Below are 18,336 nucleotides of genomic sequence, written 5' to 3'. Positions count from 1 at the left end.
TCCGGTCGACGGTCGACCGGGTGATCGCGGTCACCCGATGAGGTGGACGCCTCTCAAGGCGCCGAGCCGTCGTGGCGACACGTCCAGCACAGCCGCGAGGACGGGTCAGCCGACCCGTGCCGGCCGGCGCCACACCAGGGAGTCCCCGTGCAGAACCCGTTCGTCACCCTCGCCACCCTCGTCGCCCTCGCCAAGGACCGCGTCGCGCAGGAGGAGAAGGGCGCCACCGCCGTCGAGTACGGCCTGCTGGTCGGCCTCATCGCGGCCGTGATCATCACCCTCGTCGCCACCCTCGGTGGCCAGCTCGCGGGCCTCTTCGAGCAGGTCGTCGAGGCGCTGCCCGGCGACGCCTGACCGCTGCCCGCGACCGAACCGTCCGCTGCCGGCGCAGCGGCCCCGTCCGCACGGGGCCGCTGCGCCGGAGCACACCAGGGAGGAGGACCGAGATGACGACGATGCGAGACGAGCGCGGGGCCAGCGCCGTCGAGTTCGCGCTCATCGTCCCGCTGCTGGTCCTCCTGGTGCTCGGCATCGTCGAGTTCGGCCGCGGCTTCCAGGTGCAGGGCACGCTGTCGGCGGCCGCCCGGGAGGGTGTGCGGCTCATGGCGCTGCAGAACGACCCGGCCGCCGCGCGCGACGCCGTCCGCTCGGCCGCCTCGTCACTGGACCCGGCCGTGACCGACGCCCAGATCGCCATCACCCCGGCCAGCTGTCCCCAGGGCACCGGTTCCACGCTGGTCCGGCTGACCGTCGACTACGACATGCCCTTCCTGACCGGCTTCTTCGGCGCCTCGGTCGAGCTCACCGGGACGGGGGTCATGCGGTGCGGCGGCTGAGCCGGGAGCTGGTCCGTCGAGTGCGGGGCCGGCTCGACGACGAGCGCGGGGCCAGCGCGGTCCTGCTCAGCCTGCTGATGGTCCCGATGCTCGGCTTCGCGGCGATCGCGGTCGACGTCGGCGCCGTCTACGCGGAGAAGTCCCGGCTGCAGGTGGCCGCCGACGCCGCCGCTCTCGCCGTGGCGCAGGACTGCGCCCGCGGTGCCTGCGGGAACGTGCAGGCCACCGCCGACGCGCTGGTCGCCGCCAACGCCGGCACGGCCACGGCCGGCCCGCCGGTGCTCTCCAGCGCCCCGACCAGCGTCACCGTCACCGGCGACCAGCCGACGGAGCACTGGTTCGCGCCGGTCCTGGGCATCGACGCGACGGCGGTCTCGGCGTCGGCGACGGTGGCGTGGGGCGCCCCGGGCGGGGGGACGGCGGTGCTGCCGCTGACCTTCTCCTGGTGCGAGTTCGCCCAGCAGACCGGCGGGGGACTGCCCTCGGGCACCACCGTGCGCACCATCCGGCTGACCAAGACCTCCGGCACCACCGACTGCACCGGGCCGTCGCACAACATCGTCCCGGGCGGCTTCGGCTACCTGGTCACCGACCCGGGCCAGTGCCGGGCCACCAGCGCGGTGGCCGGCCGCTCGGCGTCCTCCACCGGCAACACCCCGCCGGCCGACTGCTCCACGGCGGACTTCACCCGCTGGCTGGGCCACACCGTGCTGCTGCCGATCTTCGACCACTTCGGGGACAGCGGCAGCAACGCCTGGTACCGGGTCTACGGCTACGCGGCCTTCCGCATCACCGGCTTCCACCTCGGCGGCCAGTTCAGCACCGCCCCGCGCCCCTGCACCGGCAACGACCGCTGCATCACCGGCTACTTCACCCGCTTCGTCGAGCTCTCCGACGACTTCACCCTCGACCCGGACGCCCCCGACCTCGGGTCCGCCGTCCTCCGACTCATCCGATAGGTGTCCCCATGAGACGACTCCTCGCCGCCCTCGGGGCCCTGCTGCTGGCCCTCGTGGGCACCGTCGTGCTGGTCGCCTACGTCCGCGGCGCCGACGCCCGCGCCCTCGAGGGCGTGCAGACCGTGCGGGTCCTCGTGGTGGACCGGCCCATCCCCGCGGTGACGCCGGCCGACGAGGTCGGGGACCTGGTGCGCACCGAGCTGCTGCCGGCGAAGGCCGCCGCCGAGGGCCGCGTCGAGGACCTCGCGGAGCTGGCCGGCCGGGTCGCCGACGTCGACCTGCAGCCGGGGGAGCAGCTGCTCGCCACGCGCTTCAGCGACCCGGAGGACCTGCGCGAGCCCGGCACGGTCGCCGTCCCCGAGGGCGCCGAGGAGATCAGCGTGCTGCTGTCCCCCGAGCGGGCCGCCGGCGGACGGCTTGTCGCCGGCGACACCGTCGGCGTCTACCTCTCCCTGGTCTTCCAGGACGGCACCGCCACCACCCACGCCGTGCTGCACCACGTGCTCGTGACCCGCGTCGCGGGCACCTGGACCGGCGCCACGGCCGACACCGAGAGCGCGAGCACCGACGAGGGCGACGCCGTCCCCACCGGGAGCCTGCTGGTGACCCTCGCGCTGCCCGCCCAGGACGCCGAGACCGTCGTCTTCGGCGCCGAGCACGGGACGCTCTGGCTCTCCCTCGAACCGGCGACCGCCGACACCGGGGGCACCGGCGTCCTCACCCCGACCGACGTCTACGCACGGGAGCAGAAGTGAGCCGCATCGTCCTCGCCGCCGCCGACCAGGAGCTGTGCGGCCGCGTGCTGACCGCCGCCGACGGCGACGTGCACGTGCTGCCGCCCGGCCGCCTGCCGGGCGACCCCGCGCGGCTGTTCGAGCAGCTCTGGGACGGCGAGCTGCCCGACGTCCTCGTGGTGGGGCCGGACGCCGCACCGGACGAGGCGCTGTCGCTGGCCGCGCGCCTGGACGTGCAGTGCCCGGGCATCAGCGTCGTGCTGGTGGCCGAGCCGACGCCGGAGCTCTGGCAGGCCGCCATGCGCTCGGGCATCCGCGACCTGCTGGCGCCGGACGCGGGGGTCGACGACCTCCGCGCCGCGATCGAGCGGGCGGCGGCCGCCGCCACGGGACGCCGCCGCGTGCTGCGTCCGGTGGAGGAGACCGCCCGCTACACCGGCCGGGTCATCACCGTGGCCTCGCCGAAGGGCGGCGTCGGCAAGACCACCGTGTCGACCAACCTGGCGATCGGGCTGACCGCGGCCGCCCCGCAGTCGACGGTGCTGGTCGACCTCGACGTCCAGTTCGGCGACGTCGCCTCGGCCCTGGGGCTGACGCCGGAGTACACGCTGCCCGACGCCGTCCACGGCCCGGCCAGCCAGGACACGATGGTGCTCAAGACCTTCCTGACCCAGCACCCCTCGGGCCTCTACGCCGTCTGCGGGGCGGAGTCCCCGGCCGCCGGTGACGCGGTCACCGCCGCCGACGTCAGCCAGCTGCTCGCGTCGCTGGCGCGGGAGTTCCGCTACGTCGTCGTCGACACCGCCCCGGGGCTGTCGGAGCAGACGCTGGCCGCCCTCGACCGCGCCACCGACGTGGTGATGCTCAGCAGCATGGACGTCCCGGGCGTGCGCGGGCTGCGCAAGGAGCTCGACGTCCTCCGGGAGCTGTGCATGATCCCGGCCGGCCGGCACGTGGTCATGAACCTCGCCGACCCCAAGGGCGGGCTGTCGGTGCGCGACGTGGAGACCACCATCGGCACGGGGGTCGACGTCGTCCTGCCGCGCTCCTCGTCGGTGCCGGCCTCGACCAACCAGGGCGTCCCGCTGCTGCAGAGCGGCGGGCGCGAACCCGTCGTCAAGGAGCTGCGCCGGCTGGTGTCCCGCTTCGCGGCCACCCCGATCGTGCGGCCCGGCCGCTACCGCGCCAAGCACAGGGCGGCGTCGTGACCTCCGCCTTCGCGCACCGGGCGGCGTCGTGACCTCCGCCTTCGCGCACAGGGCGGCGTCGTGAACCTCACCGCACGCCTGGACGCCGCCCGCGGCCGCCCCACCGCCCCCGGTCCCGCCGCCGGGCCGGCGCCCCAGGCGCCCGACCCGGCTCCCCGCCCCGCCGTCGCGCTCTCCCGCCCGGCGGTCCCCGCGCCGCGTCCGGCCGCCCCCGCGGGCACGGCACCGGTCCCGGCCGCGACGGACGCCCTGGCCCGCCTCAAGGACAGGGTCGGCAAGGCGCTGTTCGAGCGCATGGGCAGCCGGATCAACTCTCCCGACCTCGGCGAGGAGCAGCTGCGGACCATCGTCCTCGGCGAGCTCGACGCCGTGGTCGAGGAGGAGCGCATCCCGCTCAGTCCCGACGAGCGGCAGCGGCTCACCGCCGAGCTGGCCGACGACGTCCTGGGCTACGGACCGCTGCAGCGCCTCCTCGACGACGCGACCGTCACCGAGATCATGGTCAACGGCCCGGAGATGATCTACGTCGAGCAGCGCGGCAAGCTGGTGCGCAGCACCGCCCGGTTCACCTCCGAGGAGCACCTGCGGCGGGTCATCGACCGGATCGTCTCGCGGGTGGGACGGCGCATCGACGAGTCCTCGCCGCTGGTGGACGCCCGGCTGGCCGACGGTTCCCGGGTCAACGCGGTCATCCCGCCGCTGGCCTTCAGCGGGTCGACGCTGACCATCCGCAAGTTCGCCAAGGACCCGTTCACCGTCGACGACCTGATCGGCTTCGGCACCCTCACCCCGGAGATGGCCGAGCTCCTGCGGGCCTGCGTCGAGGCGCGGCTCAACGTCATCGTCTCCGGCGGCACCGGCACCGGGAAGACGACGCTGCTCAACGTGCTGTCCTCCTTCATCCCCGAGGGCGAGCGCATCGTCACCATTGAGGACGCCGTGGAGCTGCAGCTGCAGCAGGACCACGTCGTCCGGCTGGAGTCCCGGCCGCCCAACATCGAGGGCCGGGGCGCCATCACCATCCGCGACCTGGTGCGCAACTCGCTGCGGATGCGCCCCGACCGGATCGTGGTCGGGGAGTGCCGCGGCGGGGAGAGCCTGGACATGCTCCAGGCGATGAACACCGGCCACGACGGGTCGCTGTCGACGGTGCACGCCAACTCCCCGCGCGACGCCGTCGCCCGCCTGGAGACCCTCGTCCTGATGGCCGGCATGGACCTGCCGCTGCGCGCCATCCGCGAGCAGATCGCCTCGGCCGTCGACCTCGTCGTGCAGCTCACCCGCCTGCGCGACGGCACGCGGCGGGTCACCCACGTGACCGAGGTGCAGGGCATGGAGGGGGAGACGGTCACCCTGCAGGACGCCTTCCTGTTCGACTACTCCGCCGGGGTCGACGCCTCGGGCCGCTTCCTGGGCCGGCCGGTGTCGACCGGGGTGCGGCCGCGCTTCTCCGAGCGCTTCGCCGACCTGGGCATCGCCGTGGACCCCCGCGTCTTCGGCGTGCCGCAGCCGGCACGGCAGCGGGGCCGGGCCGGATGACGCCGGCCCTGCTCGTCGTCGGTGTGGTCGCCCTGACCGGCGCGCTGCTGCTGGTCGTGCTCGCCGTCGTACCGGCCGGTGCCCGGCAGGTGCCGCTCAGCCGGCTCGACCCGGCGACGGCCCCCCGAGGGTCGGCGCTGGCCGGTGCCGGGGTCGCGGCCGGGGTCGCGGCCGGGGCCGCGGTCGAGCGGGTGCTGGCGCGGCGCGGCCGGCTCGCGTCGGGGACCGCGGCCCTCGAGCGGGCCGGGTCGTCCCTGTCCCTGCCCGACTTCGTCCTGCGCACCGCCCTGGTCGCGACCGGCCTCGGTCTGCTCGGCGGTCTGGCCGGCGGCCTGCTCGCCGGCCTGCTCCTGGCCGCGGGGGTCCCGCTCGGCGCCAAGGTGCTGCTGTCCTGGCGGACCGGACGGCGGCGCGCGGCGTTCGCCGACCAGCTCGACGACTCGCTGCAGCTGATGGCCAGCAGCCTGCGCGCCGGGCACAGCCTGCTGCGCGCCATCGACTCGGTCTCCCAGGAGGCGTCGGCGCCCACGTCGGAGGAGTTCGCCCGGATCGTCAACGAGACCCGGGTGGGCCGTGACCTCTCCGACGCCCTCGACGAGGTGGGTGCCCGGATGGGGAGCGACGACTTCACCTGGGTCGCCCAGGCGATCGCCATCCACCGCGAGGTCGGCGGCAACCTGGCCGAGGTGCTCGACGTGGTCAGCCGGACGATCCGGGAGCGCAACGCCATCCGCCGTCAGGTCAAGGCGCTGTCGGCGGAGGGGAAGCTCTCGGCGGTCGTGCTCATGCTGCTGCCGTTCGGCGTCAGCGGCTTCATCGCGCTGACCAACCCCGGCTACCTGTCCGCGTTCACCGAGACACCCACCGGCGTCCTCGTGCTCGGCGTCGCCGTGCTGCTGCTCGTCGTCGGCGCGTTCTGGCTCAAGAAGATGGTGAGCATCCGGTTCTGATGGACACCCTCCCCACCCCCGTCCTCGCGGCCGCCGCGGCCGTCGCGATCGCGGTGCCCGTCCTGGGCTGGGCACTGCTCGCCCGCCCCGGGGCGGCCGCCGCCCAGGTCCGCGACAACCTGCTCCTCGGCCTCGACAGTGCGCCGGCCGGCGCCGGGGTCCGGTCGGGCCGCGGGAGCGTCACCCGGCTGGTCCGCGGTCTGACCCCGCGCGGCACCGTCGCCCGCGTCGACCGGCTGCTGGGCACCGCCGGCCGGCCGGCCGGCTGGCCCGTGGAGCGCGTGCTGACCGCGAAGCTGGTGCTCGCCGCCGTCGCCGCCGCTGTGGGGACGCTGGTCGCGAGCACGCGTCCGACCGCGCTGCTGGTCCTGGTCATGACGGCCGTGACGGTGACCGCCTACTTCCTGCCCGAGCTGCTGCTGACCAGTCGCGGCCAGGAGCGGCAGCAGGCCATCGGCCTGGAGCTGGCCGACACCCTCGACCAGATGACCATCGCCGTGGAGGCGGGGCTGGGCTTCGAGTCGGCGCTGGCCCGCGCCGGCCGCACCGGCACGGGCCCGCTGGCCGAGGAGCTGGTGCGCACGCTGCAGGACATCGCGGTCGGGCAGCCCCGTCGGGAGGCCTACCTCGCGCTGGCCGAGCGGACCGGGGTCGCCGACCTGCGCCGGTTCATCCGGGCCGTCGTCCAGGCCGACGTCTACGGCGTCTCGATCGCCGACGTGCTGCGCACCCAGGCGGCCGAGATGCGGCTCAAGCGGCGGCAGCGGGCCGAGGAGAAGGCGATGCAGATACCGGTCAAGGTGATCTTCCCGCTGATCCTCTGCATCCTCCCGACGCTGTTCATCGTGCTGATGGGCTCCGCCGCGATGGACATCGCCACCTCCTTCGGCGGCGGCTGAGCGATGACACCGCGGCCAGGTGCCGTCCCCGGCCCGCGCTGAGCCCCGCGCTCGAGTCCCTGCCCGGGGAGCCTCCGGCCCCCCGCTCGCACGGACCCCTCCGGGACGACGGCGGCCGCGCACCCCGGCAGGGTGCGCGGCCGCCGTCGTCGGGGACCGGTCAGCCGGTCGAGCGAGGCTGGGCGGGGTTGGTCGGGTCGCCCTGCGACGGCGGGTTGATCGGCGGGCCGCTGGTCGCCTCGGACACCTTGGAGCCGGCCGAGGCGGCCACCGGGTCGTCGGCGGCGGGGGCCGCGGGGTCGCCGCCGGAGGGCTCGGCGCCCTCGCGCAGCGCGGTCAGCCGGTTCTCCATGGCGATGGTCACCTGCAGCCGGTCGGCGTGGGCGCGCTCGTACTCCAGGAGGGTCTGCAGGCCGGTCGCGTCCAGCGTCCGGATGCGCGAGATCAGTCCCTGCACGGGCAGGTGGTCGTAGTCGGGCAGCGGCAGCTGGTCGTGCTCGGTCATGGGGACCCGCCTACCCCCGCCCCCCGCATCCGACACGGTGTGTGGCGTCGGGCCGGTGGGTAGGCGGGCCAGCGAGAACGCGCCCCACCGCAGGCGCCGTCCCGCTCCGACTGCAGATCGAGGAAGTGGTCCCCTCCCCATGGACGTGTCGTTCCTGGCGCCGGTCTTCGACGCCTCAGGCCCCTACGCCACCGTCTGCGCCGACGTCACCCACGTGACCGAGAGCGCCGACACCGAGCTCGACCTCCGCGTGCGCGCGATCGCCGAGAAGCTGACCGAGCAGGGCGCCCCGGAGGTCGTGGTCGAGGCCGTGCGCAGCCGGCTGCTCGAGGGCAACGACGGGGGCGAGGCCGGCACCGTCCGCGGCCGCGCGGTCGTGGTCGCCGCCGACGGCAGCGTGGTGCTCGACCAGCAGCTGGCCGACGTCCCGCGGCGGGAGGTGGCCGAGTGGTCGCCCACGCCGGATCTGCTGCCGGTCCTGCGCGCCCTGCCCGGGCGGGTCCCGCACGTCGTCGTCCTCACCGACCGCACCGGCGCCGACCTCACCCTCGCCACCCTCCCCGGCCACGCCGAGGAGGAGGAGACGGTGACGGGCGACACCTTCCAGATCCGCAAGTTCCAGGGCGGCGGCTGGGCGCACCACCGATACCAGCACAACGCCGAGAACAAGTGGGTGCACAACGCCGACGACGTCGCCTCGCACATCGCCTCGGTGGTCCGCCGGGCGCAGCCGCGCTTCGTGCTGCTGGCCGGGGACGTGCGGGCGCGGCAGATCCTCACCGACCGCGCCAGCGGCCTGTGGTCGGACCTCGTCGTGTCGATGGACGAGGGGGGCCGGGCCGCCGGCGCCGACCGCGAGCCGGTGGAGCGCCGGGCCGCCGAGCTGGTCGCCGAGCACGAGGCGCGCGAGGAGGCCGAGGCCGTCGAGAGGATCAGCTCCGCCGGCGCCCACGGCCTGGCCGTGACCGGTACCGCGCCGGTCGTCGAGGCACTGCGCAAGGCCCAGGTGGAGACGCTGGTGCTGGCCGACCCGCCGGACGACGAGAAGCTGCTCGTGGGCGCCTCGCCGCTGGAGCTGGGTCTCGACCAGGGCGACATGGACGCCCTCGGCGTCCAGGAGGTGCACTCCGTGCCGGCCGAGCGGGCGCTGGTGGCCGCCGCCGTGGCCAGCACGGCCGGCGTCGTCGTGGTGCCGCGCGCGGCCATGCCGGGTGACATCCCGGTGGCGGCGGTCCTGCGCTACACCGACGACTCCACGCCGACCCCGCAGTGACCGTCCCGACCCCCGGAGGCACACCGTGACCGATCCGCACCAGGAGGGCACCCCGGCCGGCACCAGCCCGGCCGACGTCGACCGCCGCTCCGCCATAGCCGAGGTCCTCGGCAAGGAGGTGTGGCCCGCCGACCGGGACACCCTCGTCTCCCGCGCGCAGGAGTCGAACGCGACCGACCGCGTGCTCGCCGACCTGCGCCGGCTGCCCGCCGGGCAGCAGTTCGAGAACGTCCAGGACGTCGCCCGGGCCCTGGGCCTGGGCACCGAGCAGCACCGCTTCTGAGGAGCAGACCGTGGTCACCCAGAAGGAACCCAGCCCCGAGGCGCTGGCCAACGTCACCGAGCACAACATCGAGACGCGGGCCGACCTGCTGCCGGAGGAGTCCGGCATGAAGGGCTCGGGCATGGAGGAGGTCGCCGCCGAGATCATCCTCGCCGAGTCGGAGGAGCGGACCGTGCACCCCGACCCGGACGACGCGCAGGGCGCCCACCGGCAGTCCGCGGAGACGGCAGACCTGCCCTGAGCACGCTGCACGAGCACCCGGTCCAGTTGCGCTGGTCGGACTCCGACGTCTTCGGCCACGTCAACCACGCCCGGGTGCTCGGGCTGCTCGAGGACGCGCGGCTGGCGATGGCCGACTCCTCGCCGGGCGCGGGCATCATCCTGGCGCGGCTGGAGATCGACTACCTGCGGCAGATCCACTACCGGGTGGGCGAGCACCTCACGGTGGCCAGCCGGATCACCCGGCTGGGCCGCAGCTCGATCGGGATGCGCCAGGAGCTCACCCAGGACGGCGAGGTGGCGCTGCGCGCGGAGATGGTGCTGGTCAACTTCGACTACGCCGCCGACGCCGCCAGCCCGCTGACCGAGCAGCAGCGGGCGCACTGGGCGCGCTGGCGGGTGGACTGAGCGGTGCCCGGGGCCGGGGTCCGGTCCGTCGACGTCGCCGCCGGCGTCCGGCTGCGGTACAGGTGGCCGGCTCCGGCCAGCTGGCCGCGGCGCTGGTGCCCTCCCTCGTCGAGTGATCACCCGGCGTCGCCTGGGTACCGCCCGGTCATGCCCAAGACGACGAAGAGCGGCGACGCGAAGCAGGACGAGATCCCCAGCACGCTGCAGCGCTCGGACGAGAAGGCGCAGCGCACCTGGGCCAAGACGCACGACTCCGCCGTCGAGACCTACGACGGCGACGAGCAGCGGGCGACCCGGGTGGCCTGGGCGGCGGTCAAGCACACGCACGAGAAGGTCGGCGACCACTGGGAGGAGAAGGAGGGCGGCCGCAAGGGGCCGTCCGACGCCCAGGCCGCGGGCGGCGCCGACACGAACCGGGAGACCAGGGGCGGCGTCGACGCCAACGCCTCCAAGGCGCACCTGATGGACGTCGCCAGGCGGCTCGACGTCCCGGGTCGGTCGTCGATGTCCAAGGACGAGCTCGTCGACGCGATCCAGAAGGCGAACGACCGCGAGACGCGCCGGGCCCGCGAGGACTGAGCCCCCGGCGTTCCCACCCGCCGTGGTGGGGTAGACGACGGGCATGGCTGCTCCCCCACGTCCCGTCCGCGACCAGGTGGTCGTCGTCCTCGGTGCCTCCAGCGGGATCGGACGCGCGACCGCGCTGGAGTTCGCCCGGCAGGGCTGCACCCGGATCGTCGTCGCCTCCCGCGGTGAGGAGGCCCTCGGCACGCTGGTCGAGGAGCTGACGCGGAAGGGCGCGGAGGCGGTCGCCGTCCCCACCGACATCACCGACCAGGCCGCCGTCCGGGCGCTGGTCGGCGCCGCCGAGGCGCGCTTCGGCCGGATCGACACCTTCGTCACCGTGCCCGGCGTCGGCATCTGGGGGTCGGTGAGGCAGATCGACCTCGACGAGTTCCGCCGGGTCACCGAGGTGAACTACATCGGCCACGTGGCCGCCGCGCAGGCCGCCGTCCCGGCGCTCGAGCGGGCCGGTGGCGGCGTGCTGATCGGCATCGGCTCGGTGGAGGGCTACCGTTCCATCCCGCTGCACGCGCCGTACTCCGCGAGCAAGTTCGCGCTGCGCGCCTTCTACGACGCGCTGCGGGTGGAGCTGGCCGAGGAGAAGTCGCCGGTCGAGGTGAGCCAGATCCTGCCCGCCGGCATCGCCACGCCGTTCTTCGAGCACGCCCGTACCAAGCTCGGCTCGATGCCCAAGCCGCCCCCGCCGGTGTACGCGCCCGAGCTGGTCGCCGAGGCGGTCGTGCGGGCGTCGGTGCACCCGCGGCGGGAGATCCCCGTCGGCGACGCCGCGCTGGGCTTCATCGCCGGACAGCGGTTCAGCCCCGCCCTGACCGACGCGCTGCTGTCGCTGACCGGCCGGCAGCTGCAGACCACCGACCGGCCCGACGACGGCACCGACATCCTCGACACCCCGACCCCGGGCCCCGGCCGGGTGCGCGGCGCCTTCGCCGACCAGGTGCTCACCACGAGCCCGGTCACCCGGGTCGCCGGCGCCGTGGCGCGGCCGGGGGAGCTGCTCCTGCGGGCGATCAGGAAGCGCCCGTCAGCCTGAGGCCCCGCCCCGGCCTCCTGCGGGGCCCACGACTCCTCAGCCGCCGGGGACGAGCAGCAGCTCGCGCTGGCGGTCGCCCAGGTAGGTCACGCCGGCGTCGGTCAGCACGACCGCCTCCTCGGTGCACAGCCGCACGCACTGCCCGTCCCACTCCGGCACCGGCACGCGGACGGCGAGCTCGAGGGCGTAGACGGTGTCGGGGTGCAGCACGCGGTCGCCGTCGCCGGGGACGCCGTGCTGGTCGTCCCACCGGCCGATCGCCGGCCCCGCCCCGTGCCCGTGCACGCCGACCGGGTGGGAGTAGACCTCCACCTGCAGCCCCTCGGCGGCCGCGGCGGCGCGGGCGTCGGCGAGCACCTCGTTGCCGGTCCGGCCGGTGCGCAGGGCAGCGGCGGTCAGCGCCTGCACCCGCGTGCCGGCGGCCCAGGCGCGCTGCACCCCGGGCGGGGCAGCGGTCTCACCCGGGCGCAGCAGGTAGGCGGTGCGCTGCAGGTCGGTGGTCAGGCCGAGGCTGGTCAGCCCGGCGTCGCAGGTGACCAGGTCGCCGGGGGCCAGGGGGACGCGCTGGGGCACCGCCGGGAGCGTGACGCCGCCGACGCTGTGCGCGCGCAGCGGGACCCCGGCGCGCTGCACGGTGACCCCGGGGTGGAACCACGGCGGGGTGCCGAGGTCGGCCAGCCGCTGGTGCACCGCCCACGCCAGGTCGGCCGCGGTCGTGCTGCCCGCGGTCAGCCCGGCCGGGGAGAGGACCTCGGCCAGGACCCGGTCGGTGAGGCCGTTGAGCGCGTCGAGGGCGGCGACCTCCTCGGGCAGGCGCGTCTCCAGCCAGCCGACGACGAGGTCCTCGGCCGGCACCAGCCGCTGCGCGTAGGGGCCGAGCGCCTCGGTGAGCAGCCCGTGCTCGGCCACCGAGAGCCCGTCGGCCAGCGCGCACCGCGCCGAGACGTCGATGCCGATCCGGCGCGGGTCGGCCTGCTCGACGATCCGCCGCACCGCCGTCCACTGCGCCTGCTCGTCGCCGTGGCCGTCGCCGTCCTCCGGCGTCCAGCCGGGGAGGAACTGGCCGACCGGGTAGCGCGAGACCGCGACCGGGGTGACGCCGTCGTCGCTGCGGTGCAGCACCAGCACGACCCGGCGCCGGGCCGACAGCCACGTCGCCGGCAGCAGCGTCGCGAGCACCGGGTCCTCGTTGTTCTCCCGGCCGACGACCACCCACAGGTCGATGCCGGCGCGGTCCATGAGGCCCGGCAGCAGGTCGAGCAGGCGCTGGGTCAGCCACCGGTCCCGGACGTCGGCCTGCTGCCGCAGGGGCAGCGGCACCGTCCGCGTCGGGTCGGGGACGACCAGCGTCATGGGGAACAGGGAAGCAGAGAACCGCCGATCCCACCGGGTGAGACGACGGCCGATCAGGCGGGGTCGCGGGGCGACGGCCGCGCGCCGGCCGACCCCGGCACCGTCGGCGGGTCGAGACGCCCGCGCGCCGCACCGCCCTGCCCGGACGGGAGGTGCTCCGCGGCCGGGGTGCCGCGCGGGCGGGGCGGGCGGAAGTCGGCCACCCGGTCGCGGCCGGCCTCCTTGGCCTCGTACATGGCCGCGTCGGCGCGGTCGACCAGCCGCCACAGCGCGTCGGTGGCATCCTCGCCGTCGACCGGGCTGGTCAGCGCGACGCCGATGGAGGCGGTGACCGCGTGCCCGTGCGCGCTGCGGCTGTCGGCCACCGCGGACCGGAGGCGCTCGGCCAGCCGGCTCGCCTCGCTGGGGTCGCCGACCAGCCCGAGGACGACGAGCTCCTCGCCGCCGATGCGCGCCAGCAGGTCGCTGGGGCGCACGGTGTCGGACAGCGCGGTGGCCACGGCCCGCAGGACCGCGTCGCCGGCGGCGTGCCCGTGGACGTCGTTGACCTGCTTGAAGTGGTCGAGGTCGAGGACCATCGCGGCCACGCGCACGCCCTCGCGGCGGGCCTGCCGCCACGTGCGCGGGGCCTGGTCGACCAGGTGCCGGCGGTTGGCCAGCCCGGTCAGCGGGTCCCGCTGGGAGAGGGCCTCGGTGGCGGCCAGCAGCCGCTCGACGCGGCGGCGCAGGAGGAAGACGGCGGCCGAGGCCAGGTCCAGCATCCCGGCGTGCACGCCGACCTGGACGGCCAGGCTGAGGACGTCGGGGTAGCTGCCCCCGAGCGCGATCCAGACGGCCACTGGCGTGGCCACCATGTTGACCACGAGCATCCACGGCTCGAGGAACCAGGCCGCGACGAACGAGGAGAAGAGCAGCATGAGCGGCGTCGCGTAGCGGACCGGGTCCTCGATGCAGAGGGCGACCACCACGTAGATGAGGTCGCCGAGCAGCACCAGGCCGAAGGTCTGCCACCGGCCCACCCGGGGGCGCACCACCAGTGGCACGGCGGCCAGCAGGCAGGCGACCATCGTGGCGCCGTAGGTCCAGCGCATGACGCCGTCGCGGACGACGCCGTCGATGGCGAGGTTGACCAGACCCATCGCGCCACCGACGACGAGCAGGACGGCGAGGGTCAGGGCGGCGACCCGGTGCTCGGGACCACCGGTGCCGGGGACGTTCAAGGCCGACGCCGGACCGTCGGGTCCGGGGGGCCGGGCGGGGCTCACGCGCGTGAGGATGCCGTATGACCACACGCCCCCGCGTGCTCCGCCGCGCGGGGGCGTGTGGTCGCGTCACGCGCGGCAGGGGACGGTGCCCGGCCACCGCCGAGGTGATCGGGTCCCGGCTCCGCGTCGGCCGGCGCCGCCACTGGCAGGCTGAGGGCATGTCGCACCCCGACCCGGAACTGGTACAGGTCCGGTCGCTGGCCGACCACCCCGTGGTCGACGCCGGCACCAACGCGCTGCGGATGGTGGCACCCGGCGCGGTCACCGCCGGCCGCTTCGGGCTGGTCGAGTACCGGCTCGGCCCACGGGCCTCCGGCGCGGCCCCGCACTACCACCAGACGTTCTCCGAGTCGTTCTACGTCCTCTCCGGCGAGGTCACCCTCTACGCCGCAGGGAGGTGGCAGCCGTACCGGCCCGGCGACTTCGCGCTGGCCCCCGAGTTCGGGGTGCACGGCTTCCGCAACGACTCCGACGAGCCGGCGTCCTTCCTCATCCTGTTCACCCCGGGCATCGCCCGGGAGCGGTTCTTCGCCGAGATGGCCGAGATGCGCCGCAGCGGCCGCAGGCCCGGCCCGGAGGAGATGACCGCCTTCTACGCCCGCCACGACCAGGTGATGGTCGAGGAGTGACCCGCTCGGTGTCGGCCGGTGTCCGGCTGGGCACGGCTGCGGTGAGCGACGACGTCGAGGAGGTGCGCCCATGGCACAGGGACCGTGGTTCTACTGCCTGAAGCACAACACCGTGGAGGACCGGGACGGCTGCGCCGAGCGGCACCGGCTGGGCCCCTACGACACCCGGGAGGAGGCCGAGCGCGCCCTGCAGACGGTGGCCGAGCGCAACGAGCGCCAGGACGCCGAGGACAGGGCCTGGCGGGAGGGCCACTGACCCCCGCGGCATGATCCCCGGAGTGTGCCGGGTCGGCCGGCGCCGGGGGAGGGGGCGGCGTGACCGCGGCAGCTGAGGGACGTCCGGTGGACGAGCTCGTCGTCGGGGTGCTCGGCGGGACCGGGCCGCAGGGGCGAGGGCTCGCCGTCCGGCTGGCCGCCGTCGGGCAGCGGGTGCTGCTCGGGTCCCGGGACGCCGACCGGGCCGGCGAGGTGGCCGCCCAGGTCGCCGGGCGTGCCGCGGCGGCGGTGGGCGGCGAGGTGGTGGTGCAGGGTGGGGTCTCGGTGCAGGGCGGCTCGAACACCGACGTCGCCGGCGCCGCCGACCTGGTCGTCGTGGCCGTGCCGTTCGCCGGGCACGCGGCGCCCCTGGCCGAGCTGGCGGCGCCGCTGGCCGGCAAGGTCGTCGTCGACTGCGTGGTGCCGATGGGCTTCGACGAGCTGGGCGCCCACGTCCTCGACGTCCCCGAGGGGTCGGTGGCCCAGCAGGCCGCCGCGCTGCTGCCCGACTCGGCCGTCGTCGGCGCCTTCCACCACGTCTCGGCGGTGCTGCTGGAGGACCTGTCGCGGCCCACCCTCGACGGCGACGTCCTGGTGGTCGGCGACGACCGGGCCGCCACCGACACCGTGCAGGCTCTCGCGGGGCGGCTGCCGGGCATGCGCGGGGTCCACGCCGGCCGGCTGCGCAACGCCCGCCAGGTCGAGGCGCTGACGGTCAACCTGGTCTCGGTCAACCGCCGGTACGGGGCTCACACCGGCATCCGCGTCACCGACGTCTGAGGCCTCGCTCCACCGGCAACTGGCTCCACCGGCTCCTTCCGTGCTCCACGGGCCGGATCGGACCCGCAGGCAACGGAAGGAGTCCGTGGAGGCGCCTTGTCCACAGGCGTCCGTCGTTCCACGTCTCCTCGTCGGCACACCGCGGCACACCCGGACGTGGCCGACGGTCGGTCCGTGGACCCAGTGCCGCCTGCCCACCTGCTCCTGCGCCGGGACGCGCTGCCCGCCGGCTGGTCCGACGAGGAACTCGCGGCCCGCCTGCGCCGAGGTGAGCTGACCCGCCTGCGACCCGGTGCCTACCTGGTCAACGCGGCCTCGCTCGACGCCGTCCGCCGGCACCGGAACCTCGTCGCCGCGACGGTCGCCGCGCTCCGGCGTCCGGCGGTGGTCAGCCACCAGTCGGCCGCGGTCCTGTGGGGCATGCCCCTGTGGGGCGTGGCCCTGGGCCGCGTGCACGTCACCCGGCGACCGCCGGCGTCGAACGAGGTCGGCCGGTACCGGTGCTGCCACGTCGCCCGGCTGCGCGAGGACGAGGTCACCACCGTGGACGGGGTCCCCGTCACCACGCCCGTCCGAACCGCGCTCGACCTGGCGCGCGCCCTGCCGGCCGAGCCCGCGGTCGTCGTCCTCGACGGCGCGCTGCGGCTGGGGCTGGTGCGGCGGAGCGACCTGGAGGCCGAGCCGGCCGGCCTGACCGGGATCCCGGGCGCCCGGCGCGCCGCCCGTGCGGTCGCGCTGGCCGACGGGCGCAGCGAGAGCATGGGGGAGAGCCGCAGCCGGGTGCTGCTGCACCGGCTGGGGATGCCGCCGTCGACCCTGCAGCTGCCGATCCGGACCGACGACGGGCGTCTGCTGGGCCGGGCCGACCTCGCCTGGGAGGACGCGCAGGTGCTGGGCGAGTTCGACGGGCGGGTGAAGTACGGGCGGCTGCTGCGACCTGGGCAGGACCCCGGCGACGCCGTCTTCGAGGAGAAGCGCCGGGAGGACGCGTTCCGTGACGAGGGCTGGGGTGTCGTCCGCTGGACCTGGGCCGACCTCACGCCGGAGGTGCTGGGACCTCGGGTGCGGCGAGCGTTGGAGCGGGGACGACGCCGTAGCTCGTGAGGCCGCTCCGCCGGCTCCTTCCGAGCTCCCCGGGCCCGATCGGATCGGCGGAGCACGGATCGAGCCGGCGGAGCTGGCCGGGCGTGACGGCGCGATGCGTTTCCACCTCTGTGGGGTGGGGCGACGATGGGCGGGTGCTGCTCGCCAGCGCGGTCGCGGTCCTGCACGCGGCCGTCGTGCTGTTCGTGCTCACCGGCGCCCTGTCGGCGCTCCGGTGGCCACGGCTGGTGCTGGCGCACGCCCCGGTGGCGCTCGCCGTCCTGGCCGTCAACCTGGCCGGCGCGCCCTGCCCGCTGACCAGGCTCGAGCTCGCGCTGCGGGAGCGGGCGGGGGCGCCGCTCTACGACGACGGCTTCCTCGGCCACGTCCTGTTCGGCCCGCTCGGCCTGGACGTCGACGCGACGGGGACGCAGGTCGGCACGTACACCGTCGCGCTCGGCCTGAACGCCGTCGGCTACGGGCTCCTGGCCGTGCGCGCCGGCCGGTCGTCGGGGCGCGGTGTGGTCGCCGCCGCCGGGCCGCGTCGCCGCGATCGGCGTCATCGCCCACGGTGACCTCGCCCTGCGGGTGCTCCCCGTGCAGTGCCGGTGCTGCAGCGCCCGCAGACCGCGAGGAACACCCGCACCGGGCCGGTCGCCGGCTCCGGCGCCGCACCCCACGTCGGCCTCAGTCGAAGGAGTGCTCGGGTCCGGGGAAGATGCCGCTGCGGACCTCGTCGGCGTACTCGCGGGCCGCCCGCAGCAGCTCGCCGCGCAGGTCGGCGTACCTCTTGACGAACTTCGGCACCCGGCCGCCGTTGAGGCCGGCCATGTCGGGCCACACCAGCACCTGGGCGTCGCACTCGACGCCGGCGCCGATGCCGATGGTCGGGATGGCCAGCTCCTTGGTCACCTGCGCGGCGATCCCGGCCGGCACCATCTCCAGGACGACGGCGAACGCGCCGGCGTCCTGGACGGCGTGCGCGTCGGCCAGCAGCTGCTCGGCGCCGGCGCCGCGGCCCTGCACCCGGAACCCGCCGAGGGCGTGCTCGCTCTGCGGCGTGAACCCGACGTGCGCCATCACCGGGACGCCGTTGTCGGCCAGCATCCGGATCTGCGGGGCCACCCGCGCCCCGCCCTCGAGCTTGACCGCCTGCGCGCCGCCCTCCTTCATCATGCGGACGGCGGTGGCGAACGCCTCCTGCGGCCCGGCCTCGTAGCTGCCGAAGGGCAGGTCGGCCACGATCAACGCCCGCTTCGTCGAGCGGGTGACCGCCTTGGTCAGGAGCAGCAGGTCGTCCACGGTCACCGGCACGGTGGAGGAGTGCCCGAGGACGACGTTGCCGGCGGAGTCCCCGACCAGCAGCACCGGGATGCCGGCCTCCTCGAACACCGCGGCCGCGTAGGTGTCGTAGGCGGTGAGCATCGCCCACCGCTCGCCCCGCTCCTTGGCCTGCTGGAGGTGGTGGATGCGCACCCGCGCGGTCGACGTCCCGCCGTACAGCACCGACTCGCTCATGCCCTGTCCCCGGCCGGACTCGCCA

The 18,336-nt window shown here is 75.5% G+C and carries 23 protein-coding genes; 19 read left to right on the top strand and 4 right to left on the bottom strand.

What is annotated here, in order from left to right:
• Positions 1 to 147: 147 nt before the first annotated feature.
• The 8 genes from ABQ292_RS05065 (at position 148) to ABQ292_RS05030 (ending at position 7,125) form a co-directional block, all read left to right on the top strand.
• Complete coding sequence (locus ABQ292_RS05065) at positions 148 to 354, top strand: Flp family type IVb pilin (protein WP_369203884.1); 207 nt, start codon at positions 148 to 150, stop codon at positions 352 to 354.
• 92 nt (positions 355 to 446) lie between these two features.
• A complete protein-coding gene (locus tag ABQ292_RS05060) occupies positions 447 to 836 on the top strand; it encodes a TadE/TadG family type IV pilus assembly protein (RefSeq protein ID WP_369203882.1) in 390 nt (129 codons plus the stop codon).
• A complete protein-coding gene (locus ABQ292_RS05055; protein WP_369203880.1) occupies positions 824 to 1,795 on the top strand; it encodes a pilus assembly protein TadG-related protein in 972 nt (323 codons plus the stop codon). Before ABQ292_RS05060 ends, ABQ292_RS05055 begins: the two co-directional genes overlap by 13 nt.
• Before the next feature lie 8 nt (positions 1,796 to 1,803).
• A complete protein-coding gene (cpaB, locus tag ABQ292_RS05050) occupies positions 1,804 to 2,550 on the top strand; it encodes a Flp pilus assembly protein CpaB (protein ID WP_369203878.1) in 747 nt (248 codons plus the stop codon).
• Positions 2,547 to 3,737, top strand: a complete 1,191-nt coding sequence (locus tag ABQ292_RS05045) for a CpaE/TadZ family protein (RefSeq protein WP_369203876.1) — start codon at positions 2,547 to 2,549, stop codon at positions 3,735 to 3,737. Before cpaB ends, ABQ292_RS05045 begins: the two co-directional genes overlap by 4 nt.
• 60 nt (positions 3,738 to 3,797) lie before the next feature.
• Positions 3,798 to 5,276 (top strand): TadA family conjugal transfer-associated ATPase, encoded by a 1,479-nt coding sequence (locus tag ABQ292_RS05040; protein ID WP_369203874.1) that lies wholly within the window; start codon positions 3,798 to 3,800, stop codon positions 5,274 to 5,276.
• Complete coding sequence (locus tag ABQ292_RS05035; RefSeq protein WP_369203872.1) at positions 5,273 to 6,226, top strand: type II secretion system F family protein; 954 nt, start codon at positions 5,273 to 5,275, stop codon at positions 6,224 to 6,226. The genes ABQ292_RS05040 and ABQ292_RS05035 overlap by 4 nt, the downstream gene beginning before the upstream one ends.
• On the top strand, positions 6,226 to 7,125 hold the full coding sequence (locus ABQ292_RS05030; RefSeq protein ID WP_369203870.1) for a type II secretion system F family protein: 900 nt from the start codon (positions 6,226 to 6,228) through the stop codon (positions 7,123 to 7,125). Before ABQ292_RS05035 ends, ABQ292_RS05030 begins: the two co-directional genes overlap by 1 nt.
• Before the next feature lie 160 nt (positions 7,126 to 7,285).
• Here the strand turns inward: ABQ292_RS05030 and ABQ292_RS05025 are convergent, their stop codons facing one another.
• Positions 7,286 to 7,630 (bottom strand): DUF8129 domain-containing protein, encoded by a 345-nt coding sequence (locus ABQ292_RS05025; protein ID WP_369203868.1) that lies wholly within the window; start codon positions 7,628 to 7,630, stop codon positions 7,286 to 7,288.
• A gap of 139 nt (positions 7,631 to 7,769) precedes the next feature.
• Here ABQ292_RS05025 and ABQ292_RS05020 point away from each other — a divergent pair, with 139 nt between their 5' ends.
• From ABQ292_RS05020 to ABQ292_RS04995, 6 genes are all read left to right on the top strand, one after another.
• Positions 7,770 to 8,903 (top strand): baeRF2 domain-containing protein, encoded by a 1,134-nt coding sequence (locus tag ABQ292_RS05020; RefSeq protein WP_369203866.1) that lies wholly within the window; start codon positions 7,770 to 7,772, stop codon positions 8,901 to 8,903.
• Positions 8,904 to 8,928: 25 nt separating this feature from the next.
• Positions 8,929 to 9,186 carry a DUF2795 domain-containing protein gene (locus ABQ292_RS05015; protein ID WP_369203864.1) on the top strand — a complete coding sequence of 86 codons (258 nt, stop codon included), beginning with the start codon at positions 8,929 to 8,931 and terminating at the stop codon, positions 9,184 to 9,186.
• Between the two features lie 10 nt (positions 9,187 to 9,196).
• On the top strand, positions 9,197 to 9,427 hold the full coding sequence (locus ABQ292_RS05010; protein WP_369203862.1) for a hypothetical protein: 231 nt from the start codon (positions 9,197 to 9,199) through the stop codon (positions 9,425 to 9,427).
• Positions 9,428 to 9,453: 26 nt separating this feature from the next.
• On the top strand, positions 9,454 to 9,813 hold the full coding sequence (locus ABQ292_RS05005) for an acyl-CoA thioesterase (protein ID WP_369203860.1): 360 nt from the start codon (positions 9,454 to 9,456) through the stop codon (positions 9,811 to 9,813).
• 147 nt (positions 9,814 to 9,960) lie between these two features.
• Positions 9,961 to 10,392, top strand: coding sequence for a ChaB family protein (locus tag ABQ292_RS05000; RefSeq protein ID WP_369203858.1), 432 nt, complete (start codon positions 9,961 to 9,963; stop codon positions 10,390 to 10,392).
• 43 nt (positions 10,393 to 10,435) lie between these two features.
• Complete coding sequence (locus tag ABQ292_RS04995) at positions 10,436 to 11,428, top strand: SDR family oxidoreductase (RefSeq protein ID WP_369203856.1); 993 nt, start codon at positions 10,436 to 10,438, stop codon at positions 11,426 to 11,428.
• A 36-nt stretch (positions 11,429 to 11,464) separates the two neighbouring features.
• Here the strand turns inward: ABQ292_RS04995 and ABQ292_RS04990 are convergent, their stop codons facing one another.
• On the bottom strand, positions 11,465 to 12,781 hold the full coding sequence (locus tag ABQ292_RS04990; RefSeq protein ID WP_369203854.1) for a M24 family metallopeptidase: 1,317 nt from the start codon (positions 12,779 to 12,781) through the stop codon (positions 11,465 to 11,467).
• A gap of 53 nt (positions 12,782 to 12,834) precedes the next feature.
• Complete coding sequence (locus ABQ292_RS04985; RefSeq protein WP_369203852.1) at positions 12,835 to 14,046, bottom strand: GGDEF domain-containing protein; 1,212 nt, start codon at positions 14,044 to 14,046, stop codon at positions 12,835 to 12,837.
• 158 nt (positions 14,047 to 14,204) lie between these two features.
• Between ABQ292_RS04985 and ABQ292_RS04980 the strand changes: the two genes are divergently transcribed.
• From ABQ292_RS04980 to ABQ292_RS04960, 5 genes are all read left to right on the top strand, one after another.
• On the top strand, positions 14,205 to 14,675 hold the full coding sequence (locus ABQ292_RS04980; protein WP_369203850.1) for a cupin domain-containing protein: 471 nt from the start codon (positions 14,205 to 14,207) through the stop codon (positions 14,673 to 14,675).
• 70 nt (positions 14,676 to 14,745) lie between these two features.
• Positions 14,746 to 14,931, top strand: a complete 186-nt coding sequence (locus tag ABQ292_RS04975; protein ID WP_369203848.1) for a hypothetical protein — start codon at positions 14,746 to 14,748, stop codon at positions 14,929 to 14,931.
• Positions 14,932 to 15,017: 86 nt separating this feature from the next.
• On the top strand, positions 15,018 to 15,710 hold the full coding sequence (gene npdG / locus ABQ292_RS04970) for an NADPH-dependent F420 reductase (RefSeq protein WP_369203846.1): 693 nt from the start codon (positions 15,018 to 15,020) through the stop codon (positions 15,708 to 15,710).
• Between the two features lie 174 nt (positions 15,711 to 15,884).
• The gene (locus ABQ292_RS04965) at positions 15,885 to 16,814 is read left to right on the top strand and encodes a type IV toxin-antitoxin system AbiEi family antitoxin (RefSeq protein WP_369203844.1); all 930 of its coding nucleotides are present in this window, start codon (positions 15,885 to 15,887) and stop codon (positions 16,812 to 16,814) included.
• Positions 16,815 to 16,948: 134 nt separating this feature from the next.
• The gene (locus tag ABQ292_RS04960; RefSeq protein WP_369203842.1) at positions 16,949 to 17,368 is read left to right on the top strand and encodes a DUF2784 domain-containing protein; all 420 of its coding nucleotides are present in this window, start codon (positions 16,949 to 16,951) and stop codon (positions 17,366 to 17,368) included.
• A gap of 112 nt (positions 17,369 to 17,480) precedes the next feature.
• Here the strand turns inward: ABQ292_RS04960 and panB are convergent, their stop codons facing one another.
• On the bottom strand, positions 17,481 to 18,311 hold the full coding sequence (panB, locus tag ABQ292_RS04955; RefSeq protein ID WP_369203840.1) for a 3-methyl-2-oxobutanoate hydroxymethyltransferase: 831 nt from the start codon (positions 18,309 to 18,311) through the stop codon (positions 17,481 to 17,483).
• Between the last annotated feature and the right edge of the window lie 25 nt (positions 18,312 to 18,336).

Origin of the sequence: Geodermatophilus maliterrae (genome assembly GCF_041018925.1) — a bacterium.
Taxonomy (GTDB): domain Bacteria; phylum Actinomycetota; class Actinomycetes; order Mycobacteriales; family Geodermatophilaceae; genus Geodermatophilus; species Geodermatophilus maliterrae.
This window is presented reverse-complemented; position numbering and strand designations above follow the sequence as displayed.